Origin of the sequence: Streptomyces luomodiensis (assembly GCF_031679605.1) — a bacterium.
GTDB classification, from domain to species: domain Bacteria; phylum Actinomycetota; class Actinomycetes; order Streptomycetales; family Streptomycetaceae; genus Streptomyces; species Streptomyces luomodiensis.
In genome coordinates this window covers 2,208,705-2,220,913 of record NZ_CP117522.1, presented here as the reverse complement: position 1 = coordinate 2,220,913, position 12,209 = coordinate 2,208,705, and the positions used below count along the sequence as shown (strand labels likewise).

Genomic DNA, 12,209 nt, shown 5'->3' with positions numbered 1-12,209 from the left:
GGCCTCGACGACGGAGTACCTTCTTGCCCGCAAGCGGCCCGCAGGGGGGGCAGCATCTGATCAGCCTTGCCTGACAGCCCACTTTACCGCCGGAAGCCGACTCGCTGGATGTCCTCGACATGAGTTGTGGCGCCGAGGCAGACGACGCCCTGCTTTTCTATTACAGCTGCCACGAGCCAGCCCGGCCAGGGGCTGCTCCCATGCGCGGGCAATGCCCAGAGGTGTCGGTTGTGGCGTGCCGTCTCTTTGTCAGGGTCCGGTCGAGGCCTTCGCGTGTATGGTGCCCGCGACTCGCTCGCAGATTGCGCCTTTCTTCACGGGTCTCCGAAGCGTAGCCGAATAATATCTGGTTATGGGTCGTCCCTGTCGTTGTAAACGATCCATCAGAGAAGCGAGTGATTTCGTAATCGACGAGTGAAGGCGTCGATCTCTGTGTCAGCGAAAAGCTTTGTGTCGTGATTCGGCGACAGGCAGAGTTCACTCCACGTGGTTATTCCGCTCTAGAACTGATCTGTGGTGTCGTGGTTGCGTTCCATTCGCGGACCATTCGCAGGAGTCCACATGGTCGAAATTTGTTTCGTCGCCGCATCACTCCTGTCGAGCGGTACGAGCACCATACAGTTTGCGTCCAGAAACGCCCTCGGCGGCCTATCTCTGTGGGCAGCCCAAACTGCGCGAAGGATGCGGCTGTGACACAGATGAGAGACGGCGGCCAGGTATTGATTTGGCGTTGGACGGGCAGAACCCACCATGACGCTTCACAATGTCGCGTTGCGTTGCGGTGCGCACTGCACGAGCTACGGATCCCCGATGAGACCATCGGAGAGGCGGTAATGGCGGCGTGGGAACTCACGGCCAATGCTTTGGAACACGCACACGGTCCGTACGAGATGCGCCTCATTCGCAAACGCAGCTCGTTCATCTTTGAGATCCAAGACAGTAATTCGTTTCTACCGGCTATGCCCTCATCGCATAACGGTGGGGCGAAGACTCTCATGGAGTTGCCGGAACGGGGGCGCGGATTGCAGATCGTAGAGGCGTTTGCGCGCGGCCGATGGGGGTTCCGCCCGTCAGGGGGCGGTGCGAAAGTCGCCTGGATGGAAATCCTTACCGCATCGGGGGGGGCTGGAGTGGCTAAACGATGAAAGTGACTTCTCGCAATCTAAATTCAACGAAAAGTATTGCGGAGGCTCAAATTTGGCGTGCGGCTGCGCCAACGCGTTCCCTGAGTGTGCACCATAAAATGGTAGGCATGCGCTGGAAGTCTGATTGACCTGCATTGGTGATGCCGCCTCAGGTATGAAATGCGATTTTCATAGTTGCGCAGCGGTGGTGGGATCTATTCATGCGAGGATTGATGTCCTGCCGGCGCGAGAATCTGTGCAGCCTAGGCCAAGGGGCCTGCTACTCTCTTCTTTGTTGTTGAGCAGAAGGTGGGGGCCTGTGTGGACTCTTGAACATATGACAAGGTGCTGGATTGCTCCCGTAGTCACCTTGGTTGCCAACTTATGTGCGATCGGTTGTTCGGGAGCGGACTCAGACGGCGCGTCACCTGTCAAACGCGAGCCTTCAGTCTCAACCTCGAACAGCTCATCGCACATCGCTCATGAGTCCGAGAGTGATGCCCGAGTGGCTTACCGGGCCATGTGGCGGGACCTGGTCGCCGCATCGGCCACATCCGACGCGGGCTCTCCGCTGTTGGACGACCACGCGACAGACGGAGCCCTAGAATTGATAAAGCACGGCTTGAAAAACGCCAAGAAAGAGAAGGTAGTCGTCAAGGGAACGCCGCGCATTAATCCTGAGGTCGTCATGGTGGCCGCTCATAAGGTAAGACTGCGAGATTGCGTGGATGGTACCGATTGGCTTCAGTACAGGCTTGATGGAAAGCTGAAGAACGATGTTCCGGGCAGCCACTTCAGGACTGACGCTACAGTGCTGCGTAAGGGCTCTGTATGGAAGGTCTCGTATCTCTACATGCATGATGCCGGAACATGTTGACTGCGCGACGCGTTGGCGTTTGGACCATCGCTTCACTGCTTGGAGTGTTGGATCTCATGGTGACCGGACCGTTTGCGCAAGCTGATGACGGACGAGGCATCTTTGGTGGGGTAAGTTGCGCAGCTGGCGGATGCCAAGTACGCGCCGAGACCCGTGGCAGGCGTATGGCTGGCGTGAGCAGAAAGGGAACGGCCCATTCCCGAAGAGGCCCCTTGCATCATCGGCGGGGTGCTTCCGGTGAGTCGCCGACGGTCACATCGAACGGATGGGAGTACGGGCTCGGCGATGGTTTGGGGATCTTGCCGCATTTTGGCGAGGGAAGGCCGAAAAGACCCAAGCGGAAGCATCACCAGAAGGTGCCGGTAGCGGTCGTCGCCCAACGAGCTGTGGAGAGTTTGCAGCTGCCGAAGCCTGTGATCCGGACGAGTCCGGATGAAGATTTCATACAAGTGGTGAGCGTGCCCACGTGGATGTGGGTGGAGCACAGTACGTGGGGGCCGGTGACGGAGACCGCGGTGGTGCCAGGCTTGAGGGTCACAGCAACGGCTCGGCCGCGTCAGACGACGTGGTCGATGGGCGAGGGTGGCACGGTCACGTGCACCGGACCTGGTAGCGAGTACTCGGGAAAGTTGCGGCCGGACCAGCCGTCGCCTGATTGTGGTTACACCTATCGGAAGTCGTCTGTCGGCGAGCCAGGCCGGGCGTTCACGGTGTCGGTGCAGGTGACGTGGGATGTTGAGTGGCACGGTGGTGGACAGAGTGGTCGGGTGCCAGGGCTGGTGATAACCGCCGAGAGGCCGCTTGCGGTCGACGAGGTTCAGGCTGTCGTCGTGCGGTGACGACACCGCGACGAGATGCGGTCCGCGGAGCGGGCCTGTGGCAATCAGCGAGTTTTCCTTCCCTGGAGTGAATTGTGGGTACCTCCATGTCTCCTTCGCGCTCGAGGGGTGCGGGCATTGGTCTGCCAGGGGCGCGATCGTCTGATCCGCAGCAGCGGCCGCCGACTGCGACGGGCGGAGTGCGGCGGAGGCCGGGATGGATCTGGGCCGGCTCGGGGACGGTGGTCGTCTCCGCGGTCGGCTTCGTGTTGCTCATGTCGGTGGTGGGGGAGCGGGAGAAGGCGCTGGTGCTCGCGAGGGATGTGCCGGCCGGACACGTCCTTGATGCGGGTGATCTGCGGCAGGTGGAAGTGGCATCTGAGACCGGCATCGTCTCGGCAGCAGATCGGGCGAGGGTGCTGGGACGGCGGGCGAAGGTACCGCTGGTGGCAGGGGCACTGTTGGCACCGGGGCAGTTTGGAGGCGCGCGGGCCTTTCCCCCCAAGGGGCAGTCGGAGGTGGCTTTCGCTATCGAGGCGGGTAGCGCATCGCCTGGGGTGGTGCGTGGTGACCGGGTGGCTGTGTTGGAGGGTCCAGATGGGACTGTCACTGGAGAGAGTGAAGAGGGGGAGGCCGCAGCTCCGGTAGTGGGGACGGTGACCGGCGCGAAGGCTGCTGAGTCTCCAGGTGGGGTGCGAGTGTTGACCATGCTCGTGGAGACAGGGGCGGTGCGGCGCGCTGCAGGGATTGAGCACCCGCGTGTGGTGGTGCTTCCTGCTGAAGGGCGGGAGGCACCGTGAGGCGGTTGATCGCGGTCGGGTCGATCAAGGGCGCCCCCGGGGTAACCACGACAGTGCTGGCTCTGGCGGCTGCGTGGCCGGTGCGGGCGGATGGGGGAGTGCGGCCGGTGGTGGTCGAGGCCGATGGCTCGGGTGGTGATCTGGCGGTCCGGTTCGGCGTTCCGCATACCCCGGGTCTGCTGGATGTGGCTACCTCGGCCCGAAAGGAACGGCCCGGGTCACTCCTCGCGGCGACAACGGAACTGCCTTTTGGCGTCCGCGCGGTGGCTTCGCCAGCCAGCGGCAGAGCCTGCGCGGAGGCGGTCCGGTTAGTGACCGAGTCCGTGCAGCGGGTACTGCTAGGCGATGAGGGAGACCGGGGCACGGTCGTGCTGGACGTAGGCCGTATCAGTGAGGAAGCCGAGGACCTGCTCGAGGCGGCAGAGGCTGTGGTGCTGGTGGCTCGAGGTGGGGCGGATGCGCTGGCACACGCGTATGCGCATCTGACGGGGGCCGGGCCGCGAGCGGATCGGTACGTGCTGGCCGTGGTAGGGCCGTGCCCGTATGCGGCTGAGGAGATCACCGCAACGCTCGGCGTCAGCCGGGTCGTCTTCCTGCCCTGGGACACCAAGGCGGCTGACGTGTTGGGCGGGAAGGTTCGTTCGGTGTTGCGGACCTCTGGTTGGCGAGCGCTGCGGTTGATGGCGGCAGCTGGTGATGGTGCACGGCAGTTGAGTGGTACTAACGAGGTGGCGGTGAAGGGGCTCAGCGGCGCCCTCGCGGGGCTGGGAGCCGTGCCGGCCCCGGGCGGCAACCTTCGGCGTGGGCTGGCAGGGCGTGCGACGAAGGAGAGCCAGCCATGAGCACGATGACGGACTACGGTCTGCGCGATGAGAGCGAACGGCAGCTGGCCGCGGAGGTGCGCCAGAGTGTGGTCAGCCGCCTGGCGCACTACGCCGACGAACGAGAAGCCGCAGGACTGCCACCGGAGAGCGAATCCCAGCGGCGGGCCACGGTTGGACGGTTGCTGGAAGAGGAACTGGCGGCACGGGCCCGCGCCGCCTTGGCCCATGGCGGTGGCACCGTGGATGGGTCGGTGGAAGAACGCATTGCGCAGGCCGTCACGGACGCCTTGTTCGGTACCGGCAGGCTGGAGCGTCTGCTGGGAGATGAATCGATCGAGAACATCTGCGTCAACGGGTGCGATGTGGTGTGGATCCGCTCCGCAGACGGTGCCTGGCGCCGAGGGACTCCGGTCGCTGCGTCGGATGCCGAACTGATCGAGCTGGTGCGTACCCTGGCCGCCAGTGTGGACGGGGAGGAACGCCGCTTCGACCGCGGCATGCCCCGGCTGAATCTCCAGCTCCCCGACGGCTCCCGGCTGTTCGCTGTGATGGCCGTCACCGGACGCGTTTCCCTGTCCGTACGCCGGCACCGGTACCCCGCCGTATCCATGGAGGACCTGGTGCGCCTGGGAGTGTGCGACCAGGCTATGGCGGCCTTCTTGGCGGCGCTGGTACGAGCCCGGAAGAACATCATCATCGGCGGCGGCACCAATGTCGGGAAAACCACGGTTCTGCGTGCCTTCGCTTCCCAGATCCCGGCGACCGAGCGGCTGATCACCATCGAGGACACCTTCGAACTCGGCCTTGACGCTGATGCGGCGGCCCATCCCAATGTGGTGGCGATGCAGGCCCGGGAGCCCAATATCGAAGGACAGGGCGCCATCGACCAGGCGGAGCTGGTGCGCTGGGGACTGCGCATGTCACCTGACCGTGTCATCGTCGGCGAGATCCGCGGCAGCGAGGTCATCCCGATGTGCAACGCGATGAGCCAGGGCAACGACGGCTCGCTGTCCACCATCCATGCTTCCACCTCTCGCGGGGTGTTCACCAAGCTCGCGGCCTACGCCGCCCAAGCCCCGGAGCGCCTGTCGTTGGAGGCGACCAACCTGCTGGTGGCGTCCGCCGTCCACTTCGTGGTGCATCTGGGGTGGGACGCTGAGGGGAAGCGGGTGATCGACTCGGTGCGCGAGGTCGTCGACGCCGACGGGTCGCAGCTGGTCTCGAACGAGATCTACCGTCCCGGGCCGGACGGCCGGGCCATCCCGGCCACGCCCCTGCGTGCCGAGACACTCCATGACCTGATCGGGGCTGGGCTGGATGCCGAAGCGGCGGGCTTCACCTGGTGGGGAGCAGATCGATGACCGTGCGGCTGGGTGAGGCAATGGGCGTCGTCGCCGCGATCCTCGGTGTCCTCTTCGGTACCGGTCTCCTGCTGATCATTACCGGTGCGCTACGCCGACCCGTTCCCCACGACGCCAGAACCGATGGGTGGCGGCAACGTATGGCCAGCCGCCTCCCGTCCGGGTGGAACCGGCGCCGCCTCACCATCGCCCTGACAGCCGGAGTGGCGACGGGGGCGTTGACCAGATGGCCTGTGGCTGCCGTGCTGACCACCGCGGCACTGCTCACCCTTCCCGGTCTCCTCGGACTGGACCGGGCCACCGCTGCGCGGACCGAGCGGATGGGAGCCCTCGCGCTGTGGACGGAGATGCTGCGCGACACTCTCTCCGCCGCTGCCGGACTGGAACAGGCTGTCCTGACCACCGCCGCCATCGCTCCCGCACCGCTGCAACGAGAACTGCACTGCTTGGCCGCATCGATCCGATCCCCCCAGCCGCTGCCCGTCGCCTTGCGGACCTTCGCCGATGAGGTGGATGACCCGCTCGCCGACATCGTGGTCGCCGCCTTGGTGACGGCCGCCGAACGCCAGGCCAGCCAACTCGCCGCGCTCCTGGGGGAACTGGCCGATTCGGTCCGCGAACAGGTAGCCATGCGCCAGCGCATCGACGCCGGCCGCGTCAGCATCCGCACCGGCGTCAGGGTCACTGTGACCGTCACCCTCGGCATGGCCGTCGGCCTGACCGTCTTCAACCGGCCCTATCTGGACCCCTTCGATACCCTCACAGGCCAGCTGGTCCTGGCAGTGGTCGGCGCTCTGTTCGCCGCCTCCTTCGCCTGGCTAACCGCCATCGGGCGTCTCCACGAACCGGTACGCCTCATCGGCCACAGCCTCGCCGAGGCGCCAACCTCTGCGGGGAGGACACGGTGATTACCATCGTGCTGGGTGCCGCATTCGGCGCCGGACTGGTCGCCCTCGCTTACGGACTGCGCCCACCTCGGCCCGCGCTCGCCGACGTGATTGCCTCCCTCGACGGCACGCCCGGAACCCCGGCCGAGACGGGCGCACCGCACGAGGACACGGAATGGGCAACGCGCCTGGGCCGCAGAGCCGTGCCCCTGGTGCGGGCCCTCGGCTTCCCTACCGCGACCCTCCGCGCAGACCTCGTCGTCTGCGGGACGGATGTGGAAAAACACCTGGCTGGCAAAGCAACCTGTGCCGCTGCGGGACTGCTGACACCCTGGATCGCGCTGGCCCTGGTCCGCTTCGGCGCGGGCATCGACACTGGCTGGTGGATGCCGCTGTCCGGCTCCCTCGTCCTTGCTGTCGTGCTGTTCTTCCTCCCGGACCTCACCGTCCGTAAGCAGGCAGCCGAACGTCGAGACCAGATGCGGCACACGCTCACCTTGATCCTCGACCTGACTGTGATTGCTTTGGCCAGCGGGGCCGGTATCCAGCAGGCCCTGGCCGACGCCGTCCAGGGCCCCCGCGGCTGGGCCGCATCCAAACTCCGCCACGCCCTGCACGTCGCCCAGCTCACCCGGACCAGCCCCTGGCAGCACCTGGGAGACCTCGGACAGCACCTGGGCGTCAGCGACCTGACGGAACTCGCCGCCACGCTCAACCTGGCCGGCACCGAAGGCGCCAAAGTACGCGCCTCACTCGCCGCGAAGGCCCGCGCCATGCGGCGCCGCCGCCTGTCAGAAGCCGACGGAGCAGCTCAAGCGGCCACCGAACAGATGTCCCTGCCCGTGGTGCTCCTCTTCGCTGCTTTCCTGCTCCTCATCGGCTACCCAGCCCTCGCGCACGTCCTCGCCATGACCTGACCACCATGCCCCCATGGCCGCTATCGCCACCAAACCGGAGCACGATCTCTATGCCGCACCCGATCCTGCAGGCACTCGCCGTCCTGCGCGACCACGCCGACCTCGTACGCCGCCGCGCTCGCGACGACGCAGGCTACTCCACCGAAACCGTCATCGTCACCGCGCTGCTGGCCATCCTCGCCCTCACCACGGTCGGCATCATCGCCGCCAAGGTCCTCGGGAAGGCCAACTCCATCGACCTGGGGTAACCGGTGAACCACTTGCCGCACCGACTACGAGAAGTCCACGCCGACCGCGGCGCAGCCACCACACAACTGGTCATCGTCGTCCCCACGCTCCTGGTCCTCGCGATACTGGTCGTTCAGTTCGCGCTGGCCTGGCACGCCCGCCACATCGCTCAATACACAGCCGAACGGGCCCTGGCCGCCGCCCGGGTCCAGCACGGCAGCGCCGCGGCCGGCCAAACGCAAGCCCTACGCAGCCTGTCCCAGCTCGGCACCCACGTCCTCACCTCCCCCTCCGTCACGGTCCGCCGTACCTCCACCCAGGCCACCGTGCGCGTCCAGGGAAAGGTGATGCCCGTTCTGCCGGGCCTGCGTCTGACCGCGAGCGGGACAGCCTCCGGAGCCGTCGAACGGATCACGCTCCCGGCCGGAGAACACTCGTGAGCAAGGGAACAGGCACCGCCCCGACCCCGACGGATGGCGGCTCGGCCGCCGTGGAGCTCGTCCTGCTCACCCCACTCCTCGTGCTCATCTTGATGACCGTCGTCGCGTTGGGACGGCTGGCAGACGCCCGGCTCGTCGTTGCGGACGCCGCTCACCAGGCCGCCCGCGCAGCCTCCATCGCCCGCACCGAAACCGAAGCCCGCACCAGCGCCCGCAGCACCGTCCACGCCGCACTCCACCAAGCAGGCGCCACATGCTCACGCCCCGCGGTCGCCCTCACCACGAGCGGACTTAAGCCAGGCACCACTGCCACCGTGAAAGTCACTTGCACCGTCGCCCTGGGGGACCTCACCCATACCGGCATGCCCGGCCGGATGACCCTCCAGGACACCGCCTATTCGCCAGTCGACGTTCACCGGAGCGCACCGTGAAATCTCCCACGCACCCGCACCTGACACTCTTGTGCGCGGAGGCGACCAAGAAGGGAGACCGCGGACAGGTCACCGCATTCGTCGTCGGCGTGGCGGCAGCACTGTGGCTGTTCACGGGAATCGTCGTCGACGGTGGATTGGCCTTGGCCGGCAAGGCACGAGCCCTGGACGTGGCGCAGGAGGCGGCCCGCGCCGGCGCCCAGCAACTGGACATCGGCCGACTCCGCAGCACCCAGGACGTCCGGCTCCTGACCGGCAAGGCGGCCCGGACCGCTACCGCATACGTCACCGCCACCGGCGACGTTGGCCAGGCGAAGGTGCGTGGCGATGAGGTCACCGTGAAGGTCACTCACCGCCAGCCCGCTCACATCCTGCAGCTGGTCGGCATTCGCGCTCTGACCGTCACAGCCCATGCCACCGTGCGCGCCGAACGCGCCAACCCGTAGCGCACCCGCCACAGCAAAGAGGGGCGAACCCGCGTATGGCCTACCGATCCTCACCGAAAGCGAGGCTGGAGGCCCTCCTCGTAGCCACCGCCACCGGCGTCGTCACCCTTGCCCTGCTGGCCGGCATGCCCTACGTCCTCTGGCACGCGACCGGCGTGCCTTGGCCCGACCGCGTCGGCTCCTGGCACGACCTCAGCGCATGGCTCATGCAGCCGGTCACCGACCCCCTGATGGTCGACTTACTGGCGATGGTGGGCTGGGTGTGCTGGACTGCCTTCGCATGGTCCCTGCTCACGGAAGCCGCCTGGTACGCGCTGCACCTTCCGCACCTGCTGCGTGACCGCACCGCGCACAAGGCCCATCTGGAGACACTGCCGGTACAGCGCGCTCTGGCGGCCTTGTGCATCGGCACACTCGCCCTCGCCGTCATCAGTCTCTGGCGCCCCCCTGCCGCGAACGCGCATCAGCACACACCCGCAGACGGAGGGCACGCCCATATCACCGCGACAGCTCCCGCCCACGCAGGGTCGACGAAAGACGAACCCCACACCACAAGAACAGCACGAAGCACTCAGGCGCGCGGCGTGGAGTACACCGTGGCGCACGGCGACACCCTGTGGGACATCGCCGAGACCCACCTGGACGATCCCCTGAAGTGGCCGCGCATCTACGCCCTGAACAAGACACGCATCCAGGCCGACGGCCAGCGGCTGACTGACCCAGACCAGCTCACCCCTGGCTGGCAACTCACCATCCCCACCACCCCATCACCAAACCCACTCCTACCCACACCCCACCCCACACCAGCGCAGCCCTCCAGCCCGCCCACACCGACCGCCCCGCTGCCCGCAGATCCGACACCTGGACACCGCGCGGAGCATGACACCGCCAGCCGAGCCACTCGCGACCACACCACGAACCACACGCGGCCAGGACCCGCCGCGATCAGCGTCGGCCCCGCGAGCATGATCGGCATCACCACTGCGGCCGGCCTCCTGGCGGCCCTGCGCTTCTTCCGCTTCTACCAGCACCGATCCCGCCGCCATAGCCTCGACGCACAGCCCCCGCCACTCAGCCCAGTGATCGAAAAAGCCGTCATGGCCGCCCGCGAGGCCGCGCTGCCCAGATCTACCGCCGCCGACCCGGACAGGCTCATCACACGCCGCACACCACCCCAACCTCCCCAGCCCGCCTCCACGGTGACCATCGGCACCGCCAACGCATCCGAGATCTCCCTGGACGCCTTGGCAGGAGGATGCGCATGGACCGGACCCGGAGCCGAGGCAGCCGCCCGCGCACTGATGATCGGCATCCTCACCGCCGCTGAACGCCTCCGGCCCCGAACACCACGCGTCCGGGGACTTCTCACCCAAAACCTCACCGACCGGCTCCTGCCAGGGACGCCACCGCACTTCAGCGCCCTCGCCTCGGCCGAGGACCTGAACGAAGCAATCCGCCGCGCGGAAGCACACCTCCTCGCACACGCCCGCCATCACCAAGACACGCAGGAGGCGGAGCACGGCCCGCTTCCAGCGACAACCGACGGCTCGGGCGAGCCCTCCGGCCCAGGCACCCTCGTCCTCCTCAGTGAGCCGAACACCGCGCAGAGCAGCTATCTCGCGACACTGGCCAGCCGAGAACCGCACGGCGCCCTCATCGTCCTGGCCCTCGGCGACCTGCCCGGCACCGCCGCCTGGCGCATCGAAGCAGACGGCACCGTCAACCAGCAGACAGGCGCCGGCGACTGTGCCAGCACCCTCCAACTGTTCCACCTCACCCCCCAGGCCGGCCAGGACGTCCTGGACATGCTCCTGACCGCGCACGACAAACGCCCGCGGACGCCCGTGCTTCCAGGAGCCCGAGCAGCAGCAGACCCTACGCAGCACCCAGCCGAGGACGCCGACCACGACCCGGAAGACGACCCACCCCCTGCCCCACCAGAGCCCGTAAAGCCGGTAAAAGCGCGAGAGGCAAACCAGGACAAGCCGGTTCGCCTGAACGTCCTGGGACCAGTGACGCTCTACGCCCACGGAAACCCTGAACCCGTTGGACTCGGACTCCGAGGCGAAGTACGAGAATTCCTTGCCCTTCTGGCCGCCCACCCCACCGGACTGATCACCGACGACATCGCCCGCCATCTCCGGCTCAGCGAAGACCCCGACCAATCAGCCAAAGAACTGAAAAACCTTCGCCGCGCCGTAAGACGCGCACTCCGCTCAGCCACCGGACACAGCAAAGCGGAATTTATCCAGCTCCACGGAGAATTGCACAAACTCCACACCGGACTGATCGAAACCGACCTCGCCGCCTTCACCGAAGCCCTCCACCACGCCGCAACCGCCCCCGACGGGCCCCCGCGCCTCACCGCCCTCCACCACGCCGTCGACCTGTACCGCGGGCCCTTCGCCCACGGTGGCGACTACCCCTGGTGCGACAGCATCCGCGAATCCCTGGCGAGCAAGGCCGCCGACGCTGTCGCCCACATCGCCCACCACGCCGAGCACGCCGGCACCAGGCAGGACGCCGATGCCGCACTCGCCCTGCTGGAGAAGGCCATCACCCTCAGCCCCACCCACGAACTGCTCTACCAGCACGCCATCCGCCTGCACCAAGTTGCCGGCCGACACGACACAGCCCGCAACACCTTCACCCTCCTGGAACGCAACCTCAAAGTACTCGGCCTCGCGCCAGATCCCGCCACCCGCGCACTGCTCACCATCCGCACCCGCACCGCCCACCTGGGATAACCAACTCCTCTTGCGCCGGGCGGCGGGACCTTCGGCCGATGCCCGTGGCCACCGGTATCCGCCGAGTGGCTCGCTGGTATACCCCCCGTCGATCCGGGGTTCGTTCCGGGGGCCGATTCGGGGCTCGGGCTTGGATGCGACACCCCCGCGCGCCGGATCGCCGCAGGTCACGGGGCGCGCCTGCCGGGAGCCAGTGAGGGCGACTGTATATCGGTACAGCAACGCACCCCGATCTACCTGCCGGCCGCCCCGGCCTCCCGGCCTCATGAGCACGGCTCTTGCTCTCTCCGGCCCGTGACGGGCTGCCCC

Annotated in this window: 12 protein-coding genes; all 12 read left to right on the top strand. The window is 66.8% G+C overall.

Annotated features, from left to right (window positions below; genetic code table 11):
• Nucleotides 1-698 precede the first annotated feature (698 nt).
• The 12 genes from PS467_RS42070 (at nucleotide 699) to PS467_RS09360 (ending at nucleotide 11,900) form a co-directional block, all read left to right on the top strand.
• The gene (locus tag PS467_RS42070) at nucleotides 699-1,145 is read left to right on the top strand and encodes an ATP-binding protein (protein WP_432280727.1); all 447 of its coding nucleotides are present in this window, start codon (nucleotides 699-701) and stop codon (nucleotides 1,143-1,145) included.
• A 484-nt stretch (nucleotides 1,146-1,629) separates the two neighbouring features.
• A complete protein-coding gene (locus PS467_RS09410; RefSeq protein WP_311034884.1) occupies nucleotides 1,630-2,001 on the top strand; it encodes a hypothetical protein in 372 nt (123 codons plus the stop codon).
• A 1,060-nt stretch (nucleotides 2,002-3,061) separates the two neighbouring features.
• Complete coding sequence (locus tag PS467_RS09405; protein WP_311034883.1) at nucleotides 3,062-3,619, top strand: SAF domain-containing protein; 558 nt, start codon at nucleotides 3,062-3,064, stop codon at nucleotides 3,617-3,619.
• Nucleotides 3,616-4,461 carry a MinD/ParA family ATP-binding protein gene (locus PS467_RS09400; RefSeq protein ID WP_311034882.1) on the top strand — a complete coding sequence of 282 codons (846 nt, stop codon included), beginning with the start codon at nucleotides 3,616-3,618 and terminating at the stop codon, nucleotides 4,459-4,461. Before PS467_RS09405 ends, PS467_RS09400 begins: the two co-directional genes overlap by 4 nt.
• The gene (locus PS467_RS09395) at nucleotides 4,458-5,804 is read left to right on the top strand and encodes a TadA family conjugal transfer-associated ATPase (protein WP_311034881.1); all 1,347 of its coding nucleotides are present in this window, start codon (nucleotides 4,458-4,460) and stop codon (nucleotides 5,802-5,804) included. Before PS467_RS09400 ends, PS467_RS09395 begins: the two co-directional genes overlap by 4 nt.
• Nucleotides 5,801-6,712 carry a type II secretion system F family protein gene (locus PS467_RS09390; RefSeq protein WP_311034880.1) on the top strand — a complete coding sequence of 304 codons (912 nt, stop codon included), beginning with the start codon at nucleotides 5,801-5,803 and terminating at the stop codon, nucleotides 6,710-6,712. Before PS467_RS09395 ends, PS467_RS09390 begins: the two co-directional genes overlap by 4 nt.
• The gene (locus PS467_RS09385) at nucleotides 6,709-7,608 is read left to right on the top strand and encodes a type II secretion system F family protein (protein ID WP_311034879.1); all 900 of its coding nucleotides are present in this window, start codon (nucleotides 6,709-6,711) and stop codon (nucleotides 7,606-7,608) included. The genes PS467_RS09390 and PS467_RS09385 overlap by 4 nt, the downstream gene beginning before the upstream one ends.
• A 50-nt stretch (nucleotides 7,609-7,658) precedes the next feature.
• Entirely contained in the window at nucleotides 7,659-7,856 is a 198-nt protein-coding gene (locus tag PS467_RS09380) for a hypothetical protein (protein WP_311034878.1), read from the top strand.
• Nucleotides 7,857-7,868: 12 nt separating this feature from the next.
• Nucleotides 7,869-8,276, top strand: coding sequence for a TadE family protein (locus tag PS467_RS09375; RefSeq protein WP_311039799.1), 408 nt, complete (start codon nucleotides 7,869-7,871; stop codon nucleotides 8,274-8,276).
• Nucleotides 8,273-8,707, top strand: a complete 435-nt coding sequence (locus PS467_RS09370) for a TadE/TadG family type IV pilus assembly protein (RefSeq protein ID WP_311034877.1) — start codon at nucleotides 8,273-8,275, stop codon at nucleotides 8,705-8,707. The genes PS467_RS09375 and PS467_RS09370 overlap by 4 nt, the downstream gene beginning before the upstream one ends.
• Nucleotides 8,704-9,153: a pilus assembly protein TadG-related protein gene (locus PS467_RS09365; protein WP_311034876.1), complete on the top strand. Its 450-nt coding sequence runs from the start codon at nucleotides 8,704-8,706 to the stop codon at nucleotides 9,151-9,153. The genes PS467_RS09370 and PS467_RS09365 overlap by 4 nt, the downstream gene beginning before the upstream one ends.
• A gap of 35 nt (nucleotides 9,154-9,188) precedes the next feature.
• Nucleotides 9,189-11,900 carry an AfsR/SARP family transcriptional regulator gene (locus PS467_RS09360; RefSeq protein WP_311034875.1) on the top strand — a complete coding sequence of 904 codons (2,712 nt, stop codon included), beginning with the start codon at nucleotides 9,189-9,191 and terminating at the stop codon, nucleotides 11,898-11,900.
• Nucleotides 11,901-12,209: the final 309 nt, after the last annotated feature.